We start from the raw sequence: 19,730 nt of genomic DNA, 5'->3' as shown, positions 1-19,730 counted from the left end.
GCCGGTCAGGACGTGATGCCAGTGAGACGGGCGACGGCGTTGTTCGCCGCGAGCCAGCCCGACACGTTCCCGCAGTCGTAGTAGTCGCCGGAGGCGGGCGAGACGAGGATGTCGTGGTCGGCGGCGTAGGCGTTGATCACGTCTGTCGTCTGAAACTCGCCCGTCTCCTGGTCCGGCCGCAGGGCCCGGAAGTACGGGGCGATGGCGCCGGGAAGCAGGTACCGGCTGATGTTTACGAACGCCGTCGGCTCACCCCAGTCCTGCGGCTTCTCGACCATCCCGGAGTAGAGACGGGTACCGGCACCGCCCTCGCGGGTGGACACCACCCCGTAGAGCCTCGCGCGGCTGCCCTCGACCACGGCGGCGGCCAACGCCGCCGAGCTGCCCGCCGCAGCGCGGCGGGACACGAGGTCGGCAAGGTCGCTGCCACCGTCACCGCGCAGGAGAAGGTCGTCACCGGTCACCAGGAGGAAGTCGTCATCCCCGATGAAGTCGACGGCGATCATGGCAGGCACCGCCGTGCCGTAGCGGCCATCACGCCTCTGCACCAGAAACGTGATGTCCGCGATGCCTGGCAGACCAGCAGCGGGCACCCACTTGTCGGTCCAACCCCGGTCACGGAAGTACGCCTCCGTGGCCGGATCGGGACTGAAGTAGTGGCGCACCTGCTCGCCTGCCTGACCGGCAGCGGCGACGATGGCGATCTCGGTGACCCCTGCACGGACGCAGTCCTCGACGGCGTACTGCACGGCAGGCTTGGTCAGAACCGGCAGCATGCACTTGTTCACGGTCTTCGCGACCGGGAAGAACCGGGAACCGAAACCGGCAACAGCGATAACCGCTTTCGTGACCACGATTCACCTTCCTCCCCTGCGCCCACCGTGACTGACCGCGCCAGTTTACAAACCCCACAACCAGCTGCTGGCACATTACGCCGCGCCGCGATTACGTTAAAGAGGCGAACATTCAAACCAACGGGAGAGACAAGTCCGTGCGGGTGATCTGGGTGAACGGCGCGTTCGGCGCAGGAAGACGACACTGGCGCAGCAGCTGATCGCGGACGATCCCCAGCTGCTGCTCTTCGACGCCGAACTTCCTGGTTTCATGCTCCGAGAAATCGTGCCGCTACCGCCCAGCGGGGACTTCCAGGACCTGCGGGTATGGCGACGCAGCGTCGTGGACACGGCGGTCGCACTCGCGCAGGAGTACCAGCGACACTGGTCGTCCCGATGACCGTCGTCGTATGGACCTACCTCGACGAAATCCTCGCCGGACTGCACACCCACGGCATGAACGCCGCGCACTACTTCATCACCGTTCCCACCGACATCATCCGGAGGCGGATCGAGGCGCAGTCTCTCTGGCCGAAGGACCCAGCCCGGGACGCGCAGGTCCGTGCGTGGCGGCTGGCTCAGGTGGATCGGTGCGTCCAGGCGGCTCAGTCCTTACCGGCCGGCACCATCACCCTCGACGGAACGCTGCCCGTGGAGCAACTAGCGGCGACGGTGACAGGCGCAGCCCGTGGCTGAAGCGCAGGGGCTCCATCCGCGCAAGGGGCCGTCCCACGGAGTTGCCGAACCCCCTGCCATGAACTAGGTCCTCGCTCGGGCTACGTCTCGGTGTCGCCTCGTTGGTCGAACCGCAGTTGTGGCACGTCGTGCAGGTCAGGGTTCGGCAGTCGGCTCATCGTCGGCGAGCTGATCTCGATGATGAGCATCTCGGTGAGGAACTGGACCGTGGCATCCAACAGGTGACTGGTGTGGGCCGTCGCGCTGTGTTCCTTCAGTCCGACCGTGATGTGGATGTGGGGTGTGATCGTCTGGGTGGTCTCGTCCCAGGCGATGGTGCCGCCGCCGAGCGCCTCGACGTTGGTCAGGTCGACGTGGGACCAGACCGGGGCGTCGGGGTTCTCGAGCCGCTGGCAGGTGCCGACGATCTTCGCGGTGCTGAGGCCGGCGATGAAGACGGGGATGTAGCCCTGCTTGATGCCGTGAGTTCGGCAGGTGTCGGTGAGGGCGGTGAAGAAGTCGTCGCCGTGGTCGAAGACGACGCCGATCGTGCGGCCTGGGGTGAGTTCGTGGCTACGCATTCGTGGTGCTCGTCTCCGGCTGGTCGTTGTTGTTCATGGCGGTGGGCCAGGGCCAGGCGGTGTGTGCGGTGAGGCCGCCTGCGGTGGTTACCGCTATCGCGATGTCCTGTGGCTTCGCTTCGCCGTGGAGGAGGGCGCGTAGCAGGATGCGGGCCTTGTAGGGGTGCAGCCAGCCGGCGGGGATGAGGCCGCGTGCGATGAGGTCCTGCTCGGAGCCGGGGAAACCGTAGGTGTGGGTGAGGGTCGACCCGGCGGGGGCGCGGGAGGTGAGGACGACGGGGATTCGTTCCGCGAGGGTGGTGAGGGTGTCGACGAGGGATTCGGGAACGTGGCCGACGCCGAATCCGGCGACGACAAGGCCGTCGACGCGGGTGCCGACGGCGGCGAGGAGGGCGGGGTCGTCATCGAAGGTGACCGTGTGCAGGCCGACGGTCGCCTGTCGGGCGGGGTTCGGCACGGGCACGGTCAGCCGGTAGGGCACCCGGTTCAGCATCCGCACGGCGCCTTCCAGGACGTAGCCGAGGGGGCCGGTGTCCGGTGAGCGGAAGGTGGCTGCGCTGGTGGAGTGGGTTTTGGTGACCCAACGGGCGGCGTGGATCTCGTCGGCGAGGACGACGATGCAGCCCTGGCCTCGCGCCTGCGGGGAGGTGGCGGTGTGGATGGCCGCGAGGATGTTGGCGGGCCCGTCGGCGCCGGCGAGGGTGGGGTTGCGCATCGCGCCGGTGACCACGAGGGGTTCGGGCCGGTGGTGGAGCAGGTCGAGCAGGTAGGCGGCTTCCTCGATCGTGTCGGTGCCCTGGGTGACCACGACGCCGGTCGCACCTGCGGCCAGCGCATCGGCTGCTGCGGCGGAGAGTTCGGTGACGTCAGCGAAGGTGAGGGAGGCGCCGGGGCGGCGCCGGAACTCCACCACGTCGATGTCGATCCCGGTCGCGGCAAGGCCGGGTACGGCGTCAACGAGTTGCTGGGCGGACAGGGTGGGGCTCACCGCGTCGCCGGTGCTGCTGGTCATGGCGATGGTGCCGCCGAGGCCGAACACCACCACACGTGGCGCAGACGTAGTCGGGTTCGAGGACACCGGAGTCCTTCCAGGGGCATACGGCGGTGGTGGTGTCGGGAGCCTATTACGGGAGGGAGCCGACGAAGCGACACGCCCGATCGACACCGTCGAGGGACAGCAGGCGGCTGCGCGGCTCGGCTATCCCGGCCAGCCCGTAGTCACCGAGTTCGGCGCACCGGTTCCGCAGTGTGCTCCAGTCGAGGTCCAGGTAGTCGGCGAGGGCATGCAGCCTCGAACCGGCCGTGTCGGCGGCGACCAGGGAACGAGCTCGTGCGTGCCCGACGGCGTCGTGGTACTCGGCCAGCGCGGCGCGCTGGCCGGTGACGTCGACGTGCCACACGCCGTCGGCGCGGATCCACGTCGCGACGATCGCGCGCTGCCGGGTGAGAACGAGGCCGGGCAGCGCGCTGTACTCGGGTTCGTCGGTGACCGCGACGTCGATGCCGAAGGACTCCATCAACGCGACCGCCAGCAGCAGGAGAACCCGCTCCGACTGCGTCGTCGCGTCCACCGCCGCCCGCGGGACGCAGAACAGCCTCGTCGCCTGCTGCGAACTGCTGTTGAACCGCGCCGCGGTCACGGCCAGATAGCGCAACTTGTGCCCGAACAGCAGCCAGGTACTGGCCTCCTCACCAGTCTGCTCCCGGGTCCAGAAAGTGGGCACCTCGGTCAGGTCGGCTGACTGACGGTTGATGTGGTCGGCGCAGAACGCCGAACCGAGCCACAGCCTTGATACGGGCTCCAACTCTTGGACGATGTCGCCACTGACAGCGGACCGGGTCAGACGGCTGTACTCCGCTGTGGCAGCTCGCGAGGCGTCGAGGCGAGCGTCGTCGAGCAGCAGCGACTGGTCCAGATTCGCCACGGCCCACAACACCGCCGCGGTGATCTCGTCCAGTTGGTACGCGCGAGGGATGAGCAGGCGGACATCATCGCCGATGCCGACCATCCGCCGGGACGCCTGGCGGGAGTCCAAGGCGAACACTCCCTCGCCTTTGGCCGTGGAAACTCGTCCGGCGACGAGTCGACGCTGCAGCGGCCACCGCCACTGCCGGCCGGCATCGGCCCTGGGGATCATGGTGACGATCCGCCCGTCATCGACCGCCGGATACACCTCGACCGCCACAGGGGCGCTGGGGAAGTACCGCCCACCTGGCGCGGCGAGGGTGTGATCCGTCCTAGCGTCATGCGGGCCCTGCTCGAGCAGGGACACGATCGTCGATGCGAGATCGTCGCCGGATTGTGCAGTGGGTGCGGGCGGTCGGCGAACCGATACAAGACTGGGGTTGGTCTCGTTCGGCTCCAAGGCCCTCACCGCGGCGGTGCCCCACCGGGCGCATAGTGCCGCTTCGGCCCGCTCGGACTGATAACGCTGCTGCAGTCGGCGGTAGGCGTCGTAGCCGCCGAGGAGTCCGCCGTCGGCGTCGAAGAGCGTGTCGCACTGCTGCCAGAAGACCCGGTCGACCACCTGCCGGCCGGCCTCCACATTCGCCACCGTGCTGCGAGTGCTGCACACCCGCTGCGCGACATCTCTCTGCAGCAGGCCGCGCCCCTTGCGCAGCTCGCGAAGCTTCCTGCCAAGGGCATGCTTCGCATCCTGAAGCTGTTGCGGATCGATCATGAGAGTGGCCTCTTCACCGTGCACTGTTCGCGTACACGACTGCTCCGTCAACAATGGTCGGCACGACCGGGACTGACATTAGCCCGGATCGAACTAGTGTGTCGCCGGGTCAACGGAGCGTCGATCGCGGTATTCAGGAAAGCCTTTCGAGCACGACGGTGCCCGAGGTCGGCGAAGGGATCACCGACTGGGTCTAGGCGGCTGAAGCAGTGGACGGGGATGTCACCGCGGCCCGGTTCGGGTGGTGTACAGGAACTCGTCGCGCAGTGCTGCGTCGGAGCGGAGTGTGCCGAGCAGTGCGGTGGTGATCGTCCCGGTGCCCCGCGCTTGTGCGCCGCGCACGGTCATGCACAGGTGTTCGGCGCGGACGAGAACTCCGGCACCGGATGGGGCGAGGTGTTCGACGAGGTAGGCGGCGATCTGCTGGGTCAGGCGTTCCTGGACTTGGGGTCGCTTGGCTGTGTGCTCGACGAGGCGGGCCAGCTTGGACAGGCCGACGATCGTGTCGGTGGGTTGGTAGGCGACGTCGGCGGTGCCGTGGAACGGCAGCATGTGGTGTTCGCAGAGGCTGTGGAAGGGGATCGCCCTGATGGTGACGAGGCGGTCGTAGGCGGTGTCGTTGGGGAAGGTGGTCAGGGTGAACGGGCGCGGGCTGAGGAGTTCGGCGTAGGCGGCGACCATCCGGGTCGGAGTGTTGGCGGTGCCCGGTGCATCGGTGTCCACCCCGAGTGCCTTGAGGAGCTGTTCGGCGGCATCGCGGGCGGATTCGAGGTCCATCGCGGGGAGGGTGCCGGGGTGACTGGTCATGAGTGGGTGTCCTTGTCAACCGGTGGTAGGAGGTGTGGTTTGCCTTCCACGGCGTCGCGGAGGAACGACAGCTTGGAGTAGTAGCCGTGCTGGGCGGGCAGGGAGTGCTCGGTGAGGATGCCGCCGACCCACTCGGTGATGTTCTCGACTTCGGTGAAGACGGCGGGCTCGTCCAGGGGTAGCACGCTGCGGCTGCGCAGGTATTCGACCTCGACTTGGACGAGGGTTTCGGTCGGGTCGACGTGCAGGGCACAGCGGTCGACGAAAATGCCGTAGTGGTGCCCGGTGCGCAGCGACTCGAAGTTGATGTCGTAGCGCATGCGGCGGAAGGAGGGCATGGGTCGGGCGGACAGCCCGAGGGTGTCGCGCACATAGCGGTTGAGGGGTTCGGTGATGGTGACGTCGATGTCGACGTGTTCGTGTCGGACCAGGGCATCGGCGTCGTAGTTCTTACGTTTAACCTGGTAGATGCCGGGCCGTGTGTGGAGAAAAGAGACGTAGCCCCGCTGAGGGCCTGGTCCGTGGACCTCGAAGAGGATATTGCTGAAGTCCCACATCTCGAGGGGGTCGCGGAAGCGGGGTGCCATGTCGGGGAGCGCGCCGGTGGCGACGCGGTCGTGCAGGTCAACGGCGAGGGGCCACAGCGGCGTGCCGGACGGGAGCGTGAACTTGGTTTCGATCTCCTTGCCCGTGTGGGCCTTGGTAAGTGAACAGTCGAGGCTGTTGAGCTGAGGGGCGTGCTCGCTGTGGCGGGTGACGGCGTCCGGTATCCAGCCGATGGGATCGCTCGGGTCGCCGGTGGGTGCGGCCGAGGTGCGTAGAAAGCACGCCGCGTCGGCCCGCAGGTGGACGCGGCTGTAGGTGTGCCAGCCGTCGGGGTGGCCGGTGGCGCAGAACAACGGGGCGTGTCGAGTCGGGTAGCGCTCGCCAATCAGGTACAGCGCGTCCGTTGCTGCGGGGCCCGGGCGGAGGCCGTCGAGCAGGGCACCGGCTGGGATCTGCTGGGCGTGCTGGCGGGATCCGTCGTGAGTTCGGGTGAGCACCGACAGGGGATGGTGGCTTTTGAAGTCGGCGATGATGGTGTGTGGGGTCTGGGGCTGCGCCGGTGTGGGCACGGTGACGATGGTGATCGGCTCGTCCGGCCGCAGTGGCCGGGGCCGGTAAAGCAGGTCGGCGTCCGCGATGAGCAGCAACGCCTGGCCGGTGTCGAGTGCGGTCACCGCGTCTCACCCGCCCGCATAGTTCGTTGGGGCGTGTTGTGGAGGGCTGGCGGTGTACCGCCGGTAGGGTGCCACGGACGCCTTACGCCCGGACCTGAACATCGAGGCGAGGTGCGGGCGTCATTGGCCTTCATCGGGGATGGGTGATCGTGACCGCGAAGCCGACTATCGCCGCGTTGGCGGTCGTTCCCACCGCCTCGGGCGAGGTGGTGTTCGTGCGGCAGCAGCGTGGCCCGTACGCGGGGTGGTTGCTGCTGCCGGGCGGCAAAGTCGAGTTCGGCGAGTCCGCACAGGACGCGGCCAGCCGGGAGACGGTGGAGGAGGCCGGCTTCGAGGTCGGCGAGCTGACGCCGACGGGGGTGTACGAGATCCGCGCCGAAGACGGCTCGTACCACTTCGTGATGTTCGCGTTCCGCGCTGGCACCGCGACGCGGGTGGCGGCCGGTGGGCACCACGTCGATGGTGTCGTCCAGGCGTCCGTGGACGAGGTGCAGCCGCACCCGACGGTGATGCGGATCCTCAACGACGCCGGCGTCGGCCGTTACGCGGCGCGGGACATCGAGGAAGGGCTGCGCCGCGACGGGATCCTGATGTGCGGACACCTGACCACCGCTGCGGGTGCCCTGGTCTGAAGGGCTCACCGGCCGGCCCCTGCCGGATCCGGGTCCCACTGGACACCACCGCCGAGGATGCCGTCCTCGGCTACGGTGCACCGCACCCGCCGATGCGTGCCGTACCGGTCGATGATTGCCGCGACGAGTCGTTCGGCGAGGTGCTCGCAGCTCTGGGCACCGAAGTTCAGCGGCCCGTCCGGCGGGTCGGGCGGATCAGCGAACGAGGCCAGGACGGTGGCGAGCCAGCGGGCGACGGCGTTGATCTCCAGCTCGCGGTCGCCGTGCTGCACGGAGATCTCGACGGATGCGACGAACAGGTGTCGGTGGGACGCGGTGAGGTAGGTGTCGGGTGGGCCGGCGTCGGGCCACCGATGTACGCCTTCGACCTGCGCGGTGACGTGGATGTGGCGGGTCAGCGCCATGCCGCCTCCTGTTCGGTCGGCGTCTCGGCGGGCAGGGGGGTGAGGCCGGCCGCTTGGCGTAGCAGGGTGACGTGCCGGTGGGCGGCGGCGAGCCGTGCCGGGTCGAGGGCGTGGTCGTGCAGGTTCGGCTTGTCCGGGGCCTGACGCTCGGCCCGGCCGGTGTCGGCGTCGGCGGGCAGGTCGTGGGCGGCGTACCAGAAGGCAAATGACGAGTCGTTGCCGGTGATGAAAGCGTCGTAGCCGCGGTCGTGGTGCTGGCGTAGTTCCCAGATCAGGGACCGGTCGCCGCCGAGCAGGTGCACCGGTAGTGGTGGGGTGCCGCTGTCGGTGAGGGCGGCCAGGCAGTCGAGGCGGGCCTCGGCGACTGGGCCGGCGAAGCAGCGCGGTACCGACAGTTTGCTCAGTCCGATCATGCCGACGCCGGGCAGTGCGGCGAGTTGGGCGTGGCAGTCGAGCCACTCGCGGCGGCTACGCCCCTGGGGCACGGCCATGTACGTGAACTGGCCGGGTTCGGCCAAGTCGGCGGCTTGGGTGAGGAACCGGCGGGTGGCTGCGACGGTGGCGGGGCCGTCGTAGAGGACGTCGTGGCAGATGACGACGGCCGGGTTGATCAGGTGCGCCGCGCCGAGGACGGATTCGGCGGACATGCCCTGGCCGGTGCTGTCTTCCAGTTCGTAGGCGCTGTTGTCGAGCACGACCCGGACTCCGGCACGGGAGCGTGCGGCGAAGTGGGCGGCTTGGGCAGGTTGGGTGAGTACGAGATGGGTCAGCGCCATGTCGATGCTGCCGGCGGTGGACAGGCTGGCGAGGTGTGGGGTGCTGGCGATGACCGCGATGTCGATCATGATCGTTTCTCCTCGTCCGGGTGGTGGCTGCCGGCGTAGCGGCAGTCGCGGCGTAGGAAGCAGGCGGTACAGGCGGGCGTTGCGGCGGTGCAGGTGGTTCGGCCCACGAGCAGGAACACGAAGTGGGCCAGCGCGACGTCGGCGCTGTGGGTGAGGAGCTGGCCGATCACGGCGTCGCGGACGGTGGGGGTGAGTTTGCCGGCGTGGGTGGCCAGGCCGAGCCGGTCGGCGACGCGGAACAGGTGCACGTCGACCGGCATGGTCGTGGTGGTACGGGCGGAGAACACGAGCACACAGGCGGCGGTCTTGTGCGCCACGCCGGGCAGGCTTTCGAGGTAGGCGAGCGCTTCGGCGGGCGGTCCGTGCATGATGCGCTGCTCGAACCGGGAGAGGCCGCCGTCGGCGATCATCGCGGCGAGGGCGCTCAGCCGGTCCGCCTTGTACGGCCCGGCGGAGCGGATGGCCACGCGCAGCGTCTCGCGGTCGAGGGCGGCCAGGCTCTGCGGCGTCAGGCCGCCGCAGAGCTGGTCGAGGGTGGGGTAGACGCGGCGGACGATCTCGCCGGTGCGGTTCTGCGACAACACGGTGACGACCAATGCCTCGAACGGCGGCGCCCACATGACGATCACCCCGGCGTACCGGTCCTGCAACTGGCCCCAGACAGGGTGGGTGCCGAGATTGAGGTCGGCGACCTGGACCGGGAACATCCGACGCAGCAGATCCGGCAACTCGTCGTGCGGGTGGCTGGCAGTGATGTGCAGGCCGCTGTCGCCTTCGCGAACGGTGACGACGATCGGCTCGCCGCCCAGATGCAATACCCGGCGGTAGCCGCCGGCCGGGTCGGCCTGCCAGGCCAGGGCGGGAATCTGGATGTCCATGGTGGCGTCCAGGTCCGGTGGCGTGGCGAACGGCAGGTCGAACTCGACGGTGGCGTTCATCGCGAGATCGTCGCGGAGGCGTGGTCGGCGATGGCCTGCCCGGCGATCAGCCCGCTCAGCGCGGCGGCGGAGAGGCTGGCGGTGTAACCGGCGGCGTTGCCCACCACGTGCAGGCCGGTGATGTCGCGGCTGCGCCAGGTGTCGGGGTCGATGGGGACGCGGTAGTTGTAGTACTTGATCTCCGGCGCGTACAGCACGGTGTCCGGGGCGAGCACCGGCGGCAGCGCGGCCCCGAGGGCGGTGATGTAGCTGGCGAAGGCGTCGGCCAACGGCCGGGGCAGTACCGCCCGCAGGTCGCCGGGGCGGGTCTTCGGGTTCGACGCGGTCACGCCGAGCGGCTGCCCGCTGGCCGCGTCGGGCAGGAACGCGGCGAGGGGTTGCCGGACCGGGTAGCCGCCGGTGGCGGCGGTGATGGCGCGGGCGGTGTCCCGGACGTACCCCTTCGGGTCGGGCGTGAACGCCTCGGTGACGGTGGCCAGGATCGCCAGGTTCGACAGGCCACTGCGCTGGTGCAGGAACGAGTGGCCGTTGACGCCGCGGATGTTCAGGGGGCGGTGGAATTCGTTGACGATGTAGCCGTGCCCGTTGACGCAGAAGCTGCGCACGTCGATCCCGCCGGGACTGGTGTGGTGGGCCTTGAAGTCGTAGAACTGGGCGATCAGCGGGTCCAGCGCGGCGGCCGAGGTCTCCAGCCGGATGCCGATGTCCGCCGGACCGGTCTCCAGCCTGACGCCGGCGGCGGTGAGCTGCTGCTCCAACCACGGGGTGCCGACCATGCCCACTGCGGCGACGACCACCTCGGCGTCGATGGTGAGCGGTCCGGAACGGTCCCGGCCGACGACTCCCCGGACGCGGCCGTCGCCGATGCGCAGCTTCGTGGCGTCGACGCCGGCAAGAAGGCGTACGCCGCGGTCCTGAAGTTCGGCGCTGAACCGGCGGCCGAACTCGCGGATGCCGTCGGAACCCACGTGCAGCAGCGGGTACGACTCACCCCGCAGCCGGCTCTCGTGCCCGGCCAGCGCGGACAGCTCCGGCACCGGCGCGTAGTCGACGGTGTCGCTGACGTTGCGGCGGACCGCCGCAGCGATGACGTCGAGCTGCTCCGCCTGGACCTCGGTGAACAGGCGTTGGGAGTGCGTGCCGCGGACCGCCGACAGGGTGATCTTCCCGTCGGAGAACGATCCGGCTCCGCCCTCGCCTTCCAGGACGGGGCAGGTGCGGCACTCGCAGCCGGGGCCCGGCGGGCAGACCCGCCCCGCCATCGTCCGGCCCCGCTCGGCGATCACGACATCGGTCACCCCGGCGCGGAGCAGAGCGTCGGCGGCGAACAGGCCCGCCGGGCCGGAACCGAGAATCAGGGCGGTGCAGCGCAGGCTTCTCATGCGGCATTCCTCGTCGACGTGGGGGCGGACAACCGGTCCTCGATCGCCGCCAACGCGGCGGCCAGGACGTCGGATGCGGACTGCTGGGCATCAAGAACGACGACATCGGCGTGCTGGTCACGCAACAGGCGCAGGCAGGTGCGATAGGCATCAGGTAAGCGGCCGGTGAACTCCGGCGTCTCCCACCGGCTGTCCGGCGCCCGGCTGACACGGGCCGCCGCCACCGGCACCGGGACGTCGAGGTACAGGTACATATCCGGCATCGGTACACCGGCGGCGCAGGCGGCGTAGAAGGCAGGGTCGATGCCGTCGGCGTGGTGGTACGCCAGCCCGGACAGGTAGTACCGGTCGGCGATCACAACACGCGCCTCGCGCAGCAGAGCCCGCAACGTGGGCTGCTGGTGGTGCCGGTCGGCGGCCGACAGCAACGCCAGCGCTAGCGGGCACGCCGGCTCCTCGACCGCGAGGCCTCGCAGCAGCCTCCCGATCGGCGCACCAGTGGGCTCCTTGTGCCGCCCCACAGCGACACCCTGCCGAGTCAACGCCTGGCACAGGCTCTCGACGAGGGTCGTCTTGCCGCTGTGGTCGATGCCCTCCACCGCTATGAACAGCCCCACCGTCAGCTCCCTACCTCGACGACGGCCCGCCGCATCGCGGCGACCCGCGTCTCCAGCACCTGCCGGTTGGGCTGCAGCAGCGCCGCCGGCCCGAAGTCCTCCACCACCAGGGACGCGACCGCGCACGCGTACCGAGCTGCGGTCATCAACTCGTCGCCTTCGACCATGCACGCCGCCAACGCCCCGGCGAACGCCTCGCCCGCGCCGGTGGGATCCACGGCCGGGCGAGGAAACGTCGGGACCCGATGGATAGCCTTGCCGGCCACGACGTAGCAGCCCTGATCCGCGTCGGTCACCACCACAGACCGCTTCGATCCGCCGACCGATCGGGTCAGCCACGCCAACGCGTCCACCAGCCGTCCAACATCGGCAAGCGCCATGGCTTCCGGCACCGAGCACACGAACACGTCGCAGGCGTCGAGCATCCGCCGCACCGATCGGCGGTCGGCGACGATCCGGGCCAGGAACGTACCGGCGCTGATCCGGGCCTGCCCGGTGCCGGCCATCGCGCGCAACGCGGTCGCGTATCGCAGCTGGGCGACTGGGTCACCCAGGGCGCACAGGTGGAATCCGGCGGCGGTCAGGTACCGCGGCGGCACCTGTCCGGGGTGCAGGTGACGTTCGTCGCCGGCATCGTCGGTGCGGTAGGTGGCCTGGCCATGCTGGTCGTAGCTGATGTCGAAGGTGAGGTGTCTGCCAGGCAGGGTGACCAAACCGGCACCGTCGACCGCAGGCCGCCACGGCCGGCCAGCCGTCAGCGGGTGGTCGCTGCAGAGCCCCACGAGGCCGACGGTGGTGCGGGTCGCCGCCGCCAGCGCCGCGTACAGCCCACCACCACCGAGAACCTGCACCCCGCAGCGCTGCGGGGTGCTGATCCGGTCCACGGAGACACCGCCGACCACCACCAACCTGGGTGCGACAAGGTCAGCGTCCACGAGCGTCCTCCCACAGCAGGACATGCAGCCGACCCGTCAAATTCCAACCACGCCGCAGCGTCTCGTCCGCCAGCGCGCGAAGGTCCGCCACGAGCAGCCCGGAACGGGTGCCCTCCGGCATCACCCACACCGGCGCCAACCCGTACCGCTCAACGAGACCAGCGATCTCGTCAAAGTCCCCCGGCCCGGACACCACGAACTTGAACACCGCACGTCCCGTCGCCACGAACGCGGCCAACGCCTCGCCGTTGACAGGCCGGTCACCGGTGGCGGCGAACGACAGCAGCTTCGGTGAGACGTTGAACCGTGCCACCACCGTGGTCAACGCTGGGCTCGGAGCGATCGTGCCGTTGGTCTCGATCTCCACCTGACGCCCAGCCGCTGCCAGCCGGTCTGCCAAGGCGGTCAGATTCTCCTGTTGCAGCAGTGGCTCCCCACCCGTGATCACCACCAACCGTGGCGACGAGGCGAGGACCTGCGCCGCGACAGCGTCAACCGACGTGACGACGGTGTGTTCGCGCAGGTCGTAGCGGCGGGTGTCCCACGTGTAGGGGGTGTCGCAGCCGGGACATCGCAGATTGCACCGGGAAAGGCGGACGAACATCGCCTGCTGCCCGGCAGAGGGGCCTTCGCCCTGGAACGTCGGGCCGAACACCTCCGCCACCAGCAGCCGCCCGTCTGACACCAGCGGGGGCAGCGAGGTGGTCACGTCAGGTCCAGGACGTACTCGGCCCAGCTGCTGGGAGTCTCGGACACCCGAACCACCGCCAGCCGGCCACCCAGAGATTCAGCCAGATGCTCCTTGAACCACTGCGCGAGATGGCACGCCAGCCGCTCACTGGTGGGCTCGACATCCACCAGGACATCGTTGAGGTGCCGGTGATCAAGGTGATCGCGGAGATAGTGGCTGAACGGGGCCAGGTCACCGAAGTCGGTCACGAAGCCCGGCCCGGCGAGCGAGTCGCCTTCCAGCACCACCTCGACGGTGTAGGTGTACCCGTGCAACCGACCGCACTTGTGTCCCTCGGGCAGGCCCGACAGACGATGCGACGCGTCGAATGAGAACCGCTTCCCGATGCGCCACACGCCGATCACCGGCCAGCCGTGGCAACAGACGCCGACCCCGGACGCCGCCCATCGAGCCTGGCCACGGCCAACTCGGCGACCGCCGCGCCGACATCCTGCGGCGACATGCCATTGACATCCAGCGGCATCCAGCCGTACTGGAGAGTCCACGCGTCGAGGACCTCAGCCAAGCGACGCTGGTAGCCGACGAATGCCTCCCGGGTCAACGCCACATTGCCCTCAGTGTTGCCCGCCTCGCTGATGCCGAAGGTCGTCTTACGATCCGCCGCCGTCACCGGATCGAGGTCGAGACGGACGACAAGATCCGGTTGCGGCAGCCCATCGAACACCGCGGCCGCCGCCCGAAGGTCGACGTTTGGACGCATCGCCAGCTTCGCCAGGAACTTGTATGTCCAGGTGTCCGTCACTACCACCTGCCCTGCTTCCAGCAGAGGCCGGACCGCACAGTGCGCCGCGGCCGAGTACCAGGCCGCTTGCAAGTACACCCAGTGCATGTCACCCAACTCGAGGTATGGGTCGTCCGCCGGGTGCTTCCAGATCAACGCCCGCAACTCACCGGCATGACGGCGCACGTAGGCCGAGCCGAACCGCGTGATCTTCTTGTCGAACACGACGGCCGAAATCCCACGGCCGCCCAACGCCTCGACAACAGGACCAACGGCGGTTGTCTTGCCAGCCCCATCGATTCCCTCAAGGCACACGAACAGCCCGCAGGATCCGACGGCCCCTCCGCCGGTAGATGCGTGAACCAAGCCCATGACCCACGGCCCCTTCGTTCAAGGAGATTTCGCCCCAGCTTTCGATGCGGGTTGGCGCGCGCCGTCGCGAGCACCGTCCGTCGGATGCACGCTGCGGCCGGACGCGCCTCCTGAGGCCACTGGCACCTCCTACTGGCGCTGCCACCCACGACGCCCTATGCCAAACCCAGTAGAAGCTGAATGCCGTATGTCGAACACCCTCGACACGGACCTTCGACACGGCCCGACGTGTCAGGTCCGACGAGCTCGGCACATCGAGCAGATGCCGGACCGATGGCTGCGGCGGTGCGGTTTAGCCAACTGTCGGCTACGCCTGGAACTGACCACGCGGATCCGGCTGAACCGGGACCACCTCCTGAAGCATCGCAGCGCGTTCTGCCGGCCGAGGCGGGCGCGACCATCGCTCGCCCAAACCGGATTGGTCAGCCGTCGGCGGGCCGAACGAATGTCCCCCAGCAGCCTGGAACGTACGCGGTCACCGCACTATGAGGTCAATCCACGTGACATCCGCCAAGCGTGCGGGGACACTCTGATGCGTGACCGCCCGCTCTGCGAAGCCCTTTCCGCCGCTGTCAATAAGACTTCAGCGACAGCAGCGGCGCAGCATGGACCGCGCCAAGCAAAAAGTCCAAAGACTCAGACTGGACCCCGCCAGCTTGACCCGTGCTTACAGCCAACGTGGCCCGGAGCTTTGGGCTCCGCTGCTCATGGGCCGGGTGGAACGCCGCCGGAACCACGCTCAGCGTAGGCACGAGCGCCTCTCCTCCTCCGCATGGTCCGCGCTTCTTCATGTTCCCGCCATCGACGGTGCAGCGGCAGCTCTGAGCGCTTCGTGGTCGCTGAGTCCAGACCTACAGGGACGCCGCCGGTGGATCGACCAAATTCAGTGGGGAGCCGATGGGATCGCCGAGGCCTGCCGGCATCTTCGGACAGGAAACCTGATCGCTGCAACCGCCATCACACGTCACCAACTCGAAAGATGGACGATCAACGTCGCGCACCACCACGGGATCGAGCCTCAAGACGGAGAAGCAACGGCGAAGTTCTTTACCAGGGTCTGGTCGGTATACGACGATAACCACCCCGACGCTGGCCGACTGTGGGCGGAGCTTTCCGACTTCCTTCACGGGAGAGGTCGAATCCTTCAGTGCCTGGCGAGCGATATCCACTTTGGCGAGCACTCCCGAACGAACGAGCAATTGTCAGCCACGACCGTCGCCGTATGCGAGAGGATCGGGGAGGCGCTGCACCTTATTGCTCACCAAGTATCGGGCTGCGCAGAAGTGCTCGCGAAGCAACGTCACATAACCCGGCTACAACCCCTTTTGCGGACATGTTCCCGGTTAAAGGCTAGCCCCGATTTACCAGACCCGGTGTATACGCTCCTGCAACCGATCGACTATGCGTTCGCCACCTCGACAACCGCGCAGCGCCTAATAAATAGGGGGCAGGCATATCGGGTATGCGTTCGGGATAGATTTGACCCGCACATCTTGTCCGGACGCAACCTAAGGCTTGCTCAGGAGGCTTTGCTCGAGAGGCGCGCCCGGGCGCATCAACGCGCCAGACTGGCCTTCGAATACGAGCTTGAGATGCTGGGCGACGAATTCAACCCTGATAATCTTAACGCTAAGATCTTCCGCTACATGGCTATTGCGGAGTGCTCCGCAATACTGTCAGACTGGTCGACCGGGCCAGAAGCCGAGGCCCTAGCAACTGCTTCCGCAGCCCTATCCGCAGCGTGGCCTCTATGGCTCGAAGACACCGATGTCTCTCTCGCCTGCGTACGGACACTCCTCGAACAGACATGCCGGGCGCGAGCTTGGCGCACGAAGCCCACTCGGGCTCGACGGGTAGAAGGAGCACCAGCATTGTCAAGTCCAGCGCGATGGATCGACGCTGCGGGGTGGGGACGAGCACGGACCATCGGCAAGGCCCTGGGCGAGTTCTCTCACGTCAGCCTGAAAGCCCGATGGGAGGGCGCGCGGGACTTCCTCGTACAACTCTCCACCGAACCCGACGATTTGGTACGTCGTCACACCGCACGCGGACACGTCATCGACCTTGTGGCATACATGCTCGGCCACGAACTTTGCGCGAGGCTCGAAGCCGCCAATCCGGATCTTGCCGACGGATTCCGGCAAACCGTAACGCTCACCGAAGCCGAGGAGCACGACCTAAGTATCGAACGGCACCTGACTCGCGCCTACGGCTTGAATGGCTTCGACTTCGGCCGGCCCGCCTTCGTGTCCCACGATGCGACTAGCGCCGGATAGGGATAATCCTCGGTCGGTCAACGATGTGCAGCCACATCCAACGGTGATGCAGTTCGTCAATGAAGCGGGTGTCGCCCGCAGTCTCAGTCAACGGTGCCACCGCGAAGCACCGCAAGGGCGTCTGCGAAGGAGGCGGTGAGGCTGGCGAGGACCGCTTTGCCTTTGGTTGCTGTGGCGAGGGATGGTTCGCCGATGACTCCGGTGTCGGTGTAGGCGCGCATGCCCAGGACGAGTAGGTCCGGACGCTCCGCACGGTGGTCTGCGGTCCGATAGGTGTCGCGTACGACCTCCGGGCACAGGTGCAGTAGGAGGGAGGTTTCGATCTCCCCTGCGTGCATGTCGTCGTGGCCGCTACTGGCTAGTCCGGCCTCCCGGCGGGCGGTTTCCCAGTCTTCCCGTCTTGGGAACAACGCCATGCGGCGCCCCTCGACGTTGGCTTCCTGCACGACGTTGGCCAGGATGTAGTTTCCGCCATGGCCGTTGACCACGATCAGTCGTTCGACTCCTGACCCGTGCAACGATGCGGCGATGTCGGTGATGATGCTGGCGAGGGTGGATGAGCGGATGCTCACCGAGCCGGGCCAGCCGGTGTGTTCCTGTGAGCAGCTGATGGTCACGGGCGGTAGGAGCATCAGGTCGTAGGCGGTTGCTGCGGCCTTCGCGATGGCGCAGGCGATGATCGTGTCGGTCAGCAGGGGCAGGTGATCGCCGTGCTGCTCGAAACTGCCCACCGGCAGCACCGCGACATCCGCGTGGCGGTTGGCCTCGTCCGTGGTCGTGGCGGTGGTGATCAAGTCCATGATCACAGTTTGACCGTGGAAGCGACGAGGGAGAAGGCGCTGTTGAACTTGACCGCCTCGTCGGACGCCGTGTGTCCGGCAAGCCGGGCATGCAACTGATGCAGCGGGCGCATCGCGCGTGCCGAGTTCGTGGTGGCAGTCAGAGTGAGTGCTTGACTTCCCTCTGCGCTCGCCTCGGTCAGTCGGCCAGCGGTGGCGTAGGCCAGGGCGAGCCAGGCACGTGTCAGTGCCTCGTCCTGACGGTAGTCGGCGGGCCACCCCTCCAGAATTTCCTTCAGCGTCCGCGCTGCCGGACCGACCAGGCCGAGGCGTAGCAGACAGTAACCCTCGTAGGCTCGAAGGTAGGCGAGGGTGCAGTGGCGGCCGATGGTGTCCGGGTCGTCCTCGCCGACCTCTGCCGCACGGTCGACCAGTCGGTGAGCGGCGTTGATCGCCGTCAGTGAGCGGGTCTGATCGCCTTGAAGTGCGTGTCCTTGGGCTTGGCGGATCAGACACAGCGCCCGGTCGCGATCCGTGAGCGGCACGAGGGACTCGGCAGTGGCGGCGAGCGTTGCGGCTTGATCTCCGTCGAGACGATCCGCAGCCTGCTGCGCCTGCCTCATCAACACGTAAGCGGCCATCCGCTTGTCTGCGGCCTTGTGCGCCAGTCCGAGAGCTCGATCGAGCCAGTGCGTCGCGGCCGTGGCGTTCCCGAGGTTGTCGGCGGCCCATGAACCGAACTCCGCCCACCTGGCCTCCACCGCCAGGAGGCGAGGCTTGACGTCTTCGGTCGCGTCGTGCCGGTACCGGCGGATGACAGACGACTCCCGACAGACGATGTCGTAGATCTGCCGAGGCCCGAACATGTTGTGGGAGACCGACAGGAGCCGGAGCATCTCGATCCAGTGCAGGGCCAACACCGGATCCACACCGGCCGGGGCATGTCCCACGCCGGGCGATGCGACCCGGGCGTCAGCACGTGACTCGTGGTCTGCGCCGGTCGAACTCCCACCGGACCCTGGCACCTGCACACGGGCGACCTCACCCCACCGTGCACGTTGCTCGGCCTCGGTCTTCTCCTCGTCATGACGCTGCTTGAGTCGCCGGTACTCGTCGTAGCCGGCAAGCAACTCACCACCGGCGCGCAGCGCTTCATCACAACGCTGCCAGAACACCCGATCCGCCACCTGGCTGCCGCACTCGACCCCGGCAACGGTGCTCCGAGTGCTGTGCACCCGCGCCGCCACATCCGCCTGCGTCACACCCAACGCACGACGACACTCCGCAAGCCTCACACCGAGAGCCCGCTTCACCTCCCGGACCTGCCGCGGATCGATCACGACAACCCGACCCCCACGACGTACGCCGTCAGCACGAAAGACAATTGACGCAGAGCGAAGCCACCGTAACCGAACTCCACCCCGCCAGGCGAGCCTTCACCGTTGCCCATTCACCCCACCAAACAGGCTCACCGACACGAACACGCTCGCGCACCCAACCGGACGCCACCAGACAGGGCCGGACGTGAGGGATGCTCGTCGCACGAGCACCCACCGAGCACCCAACCGACCACAAGGGACAGAAACGCAAAGGGGCCTGACCGCCATTCCGGCAGGTCAGACCCCTCATGATCTTGTGCGCCCGAAGGGACTCGAACCCCTAACCTTCTGATCCGTAGTCAGATGCTCTATCCATTGAGCTACGGGCGCCCGGTGCTCGACCAGTCTACACAACCGGTTTTGCGCGGAGACTCCGGGATTCGAACCCGGGAGGGGCTTTAAGACCCCAACCGCATTAGCAGTGCGGCGCCATAGACCAGACTAGGCGAAGTCTCCTCGGTGACCCTGCGGACCACCGCGGACGAGGATACAGGTCCGCCCCCACCCGGGGCAAAGCGACTATCCCGACGGGCGGCAACCCCTGGTGGGGCCGCGCCGGGGGGTGCCGCCGCACCGCCCGGCGCGGCGTATTCCCGCGTGTGCGAGGTCACGTTCGCCGCTACGCTCCTTTTCCATGCAGGAGCAGCCGCCGAGCGACCCGCCCCGCCGCCCCGCCAGTGACCGGGCGCGTCGCCGCTCGCCGGAGGCGACCTTCACGCCACCGCCCGCACCGCCCCGGCAGCAGCAGCCCTCCGCCGACGACGCGACGCCCCGGCCGAAGCGGGTCCGCCCGACGAAGGCGGCACCGGCCGTGCTGTTCCAACCGCCTGCCGCCGAGTCGCCCGTACCGCGTGGTCGACCAACTTTTTCGGGCCGGTCTGTTCGCACATCAGGGTGTAGCA

Annotated in this window: 21 protein-coding genes and 2 tRNA genes; 3 read left to right on the top strand and 20 right to left on the bottom strand. The window is 68.0% G+C overall.

The features are described from left to right. Positions 1-5: 5 nt before the first annotated feature. The gene (locus tag H1A17_RS25910; RefSeq protein WP_194823104.1) at positions 6-854 is read right to left on the bottom strand and encodes a sugar phosphate nucleotidyltransferase; all 849 of its coding nucleotides are present in this window, start codon (positions 852-854) and stop codon (positions 6-8) included. 250 nt (positions 855-1,104) lie between these two features. Between H1A17_RS25910 and H1A17_RS35195 the strand changes: the two genes are divergently transcribed. Both H1A17_RS35195 and H1A17_RS25905 read left to right on the top strand, forming a co-directional pair. After that, positions 1,105-1,233, top strand: a complete 129-nt coding sequence (locus H1A17_RS35195; RefSeq protein WP_255542147.1) for a hypothetical protein — start codon at positions 1,105-1,107, stop codon at positions 1,231-1,233. After that, complete coding sequence (locus tag H1A17_RS25905) at positions 1,230-1,529, top strand: hypothetical protein (RefSeq protein ID WP_194823103.1); 300 nt, start codon at positions 1,230-1,232, stop codon at positions 1,527-1,529. Before H1A17_RS35195 ends, H1A17_RS25905 begins: the two co-directional genes overlap by 4 nt. 80 nt (positions 1,530-1,609) lie before the next feature. Here H1A17_RS25905 and H1A17_RS25900 read toward each other — a convergent pair whose 3' ends face one another. The 5 genes from H1A17_RS25900 to H1A17_RS25880 all read right to left on the bottom strand — a co-directional run bounded on the left by H1A17_RS25900 (position 1,610) and on the right by H1A17_RS25880 (position 6,797). Beyond that, entirely contained in the window at positions 1,610-2,089 is a 480-nt protein-coding gene (locus H1A17_RS25900) for a PPC domain-containing DNA-binding protein (RefSeq protein WP_194823102.1), read from the bottom strand. Continuing rightward, positions 2,082-3,167, bottom strand: a complete 1,086-nt coding sequence (locus H1A17_RS25895) for an asparaginase (RefSeq protein ID WP_375372833.1) — start codon at positions 3,165-3,167, stop codon at positions 2,082-2,084. Before H1A17_RS25895 ends, H1A17_RS25900 begins: the two co-directional genes overlap by 8 nt. 46 nt (positions 3,168-3,213) lie before the next feature. Next, positions 3,214-4,770 (bottom strand): helix-turn-helix transcriptional regulator, encoded by a 1,557-nt coding sequence (locus H1A17_RS34745; protein ID WP_228544238.1) that lies wholly within the window; start codon positions 4,768-4,770, stop codon positions 3,214-3,216. Between the two features lie 222 nt (positions 4,771-4,992). After that, the gene (gene folE, locus H1A17_RS25885; protein WP_194823100.1) at positions 4,993-5,577 is read right to left on the bottom strand and encodes a GTP cyclohydrolase I; all 585 of its coding nucleotides are present in this window, start codon (positions 5,575-5,577) and stop codon (positions 4,993-4,995) included. Further along, positions 5,574-6,797 carry a hypothetical protein gene (locus H1A17_RS25880; protein WP_194823099.1) on the bottom strand — a complete coding sequence of 408 codons (1,224 nt, stop codon included), beginning with the start codon at positions 6,795-6,797 and terminating at the stop codon, positions 5,574-5,576. The genes folE and H1A17_RS25880 overlap by 4 nt, the downstream gene beginning before the upstream one ends. Positions 6,798-6,946: 149 nt before the next feature. On the opposite strand from H1A17_RS25880, the gene H1A17_RS25875 reads away from it, so the two are divergent. Next, positions 6,947-7,429 (top strand): NUDIX hydrolase, encoded by a 483-nt coding sequence (locus H1A17_RS25875; protein ID WP_309236869.1) that lies wholly within the window; start codon positions 6,947-6,949, stop codon positions 7,427-7,429. A gap of 5 nt (positions 7,430-7,434) precedes the next feature. On the opposite strand, the gene H1A17_RS25870 is transcribed toward H1A17_RS25875, so the two are convergent. The 14 genes from H1A17_RS25870 to H1A17_RS25805 form a co-directional block, all read right to left on the bottom strand. Continuing rightward, on the bottom strand, positions 7,435-7,833 hold the full coding sequence (locus tag H1A17_RS25870; RefSeq protein ID WP_194823097.1) for a hypothetical protein: 399 nt from the start codon (positions 7,831-7,833) through the stop codon (positions 7,435-7,437). Next, positions 7,824-8,678, bottom strand: coding sequence for a hypothetical protein (locus tag H1A17_RS25865; protein ID WP_194823096.1), 855 nt, complete (start codon positions 8,676-8,678; stop codon positions 7,824-7,826). The genes H1A17_RS25870 and H1A17_RS25865 overlap by 10 nt, the downstream gene beginning before the upstream one ends. Next, on the bottom strand, positions 8,675-9,616 hold the full coding sequence (gene nth, locus H1A17_RS25860) for an endonuclease III (RefSeq protein WP_194823095.1): 942 nt from the start codon (positions 9,614-9,616) through the stop codon (positions 8,675-8,677). Before nth ends, H1A17_RS25865 begins: the two co-directional genes overlap by 4 nt. After that, the gene (locus H1A17_RS25855) at positions 9,613-10,998 is read right to left on the bottom strand and encodes an FAD-dependent protein (RefSeq protein ID WP_194823094.1); all 1,386 of its coding nucleotides are present in this window, start codon (positions 10,996-10,998) and stop codon (positions 9,613-9,615) included. Before H1A17_RS25855 ends, nth begins: the two co-directional genes overlap by 4 nt. Further along, on the bottom strand, positions 10,995-11,597 hold the full coding sequence (gene tmk / locus H1A17_RS25850; RefSeq protein WP_375372832.1) for a dTMP kinase: 603 nt from the start codon (positions 11,595-11,597) through the stop codon (positions 10,995-10,997). The genes H1A17_RS25855 and tmk overlap by 4 nt, the downstream gene beginning before the upstream one ends. 20 nt (positions 11,598-11,617) lie before the next feature. After that, entirely contained in the window at positions 11,618-12,550 is a 933-nt protein-coding gene (locus tag H1A17_RS35340) for a PfkB family carbohydrate kinase (RefSeq protein WP_194823093.1), read from the bottom strand. Next, positions 12,540-13,259, bottom strand: a complete 720-nt coding sequence (locus H1A17_RS25840) for a 7-carboxy-7-deazaguanine synthase QueE (protein WP_309236867.1) — start codon at positions 13,257-13,259, stop codon at positions 12,540-12,542. The genes H1A17_RS35340 and H1A17_RS25840 overlap by 11 nt, the downstream gene beginning before the upstream one ends. Beyond that, positions 13,256-13,645 (bottom strand): 6-carboxytetrahydropterin synthase, encoded by a 390-nt coding sequence (locus tag H1A17_RS25835; protein WP_194823092.1) that lies wholly within the window; start codon positions 13,643-13,645, stop codon positions 13,256-13,258. The genes H1A17_RS25840 and H1A17_RS25835 overlap by 4 nt, the downstream gene beginning before the upstream one ends. Next, entirely contained in the window at positions 13,642-14,394 is a 753-nt protein-coding gene (locus H1A17_RS25830; RefSeq protein WP_194823091.1) for a hypothetical protein, read from the bottom strand. The genes H1A17_RS25835 and H1A17_RS25830 overlap by 4 nt, the downstream gene beginning before the upstream one ends. 1,874 nt (positions 14,395-16,268) lie before the next feature. Beyond that, on the bottom strand, positions 16,269-16,568 hold the full coding sequence (locus tag H1A17_RS25825) for a hypothetical protein (protein ID WP_194823090.1): 300 nt from the start codon (positions 16,566-16,568) through the stop codon (positions 16,269-16,271). A 185-nt stretch (positions 16,569-16,753) separates the two neighbouring features. Beyond that, a complete protein-coding gene (locus H1A17_RS25820; RefSeq protein ID WP_194823089.1) occupies positions 16,754-17,470 on the bottom strand; it encodes a creatininase family protein in 717 nt (238 codons plus the stop codon). Positions 17,471-17,472: 2 nt separating this feature from the next. Further along, positions 17,473-18,789, bottom strand: coding sequence for a helix-turn-helix transcriptional regulator (locus tag H1A17_RS25815; RefSeq protein ID WP_309236866.1), 1,317 nt, complete (start codon positions 18,787-18,789; stop codon positions 17,473-17,475). A 296-nt stretch (positions 18,790-19,085) separates the two neighbouring features. Further along, positions 19,086-19,158: transfer RNA gene (locus H1A17_RS25810), tRNA-Arg, on the bottom strand. 35 nt (positions 19,159-19,193) lie between these two features. Continuing rightward, positions 19,194-19,284, bottom strand: a tRNA-Ser gene (locus H1A17_RS25805). Positions 19,285-19,730: the final 446 nt, after the last annotated feature.

Source organism: Micromonospora sp. S-DT3-3-22 (assembly GCF_015354745.1).
Taxonomy (GTDB): Bacteria; Actinomycetota; Actinomycetes; order Mycobacteriales; family Micromonosporaceae; genus Micromonospora; species Micromonospora wenchangensis.
Note: the sequence above shows the minus strand (reverse complement) of the source record. Positions and strands in the feature narration are given on the sequence as shown.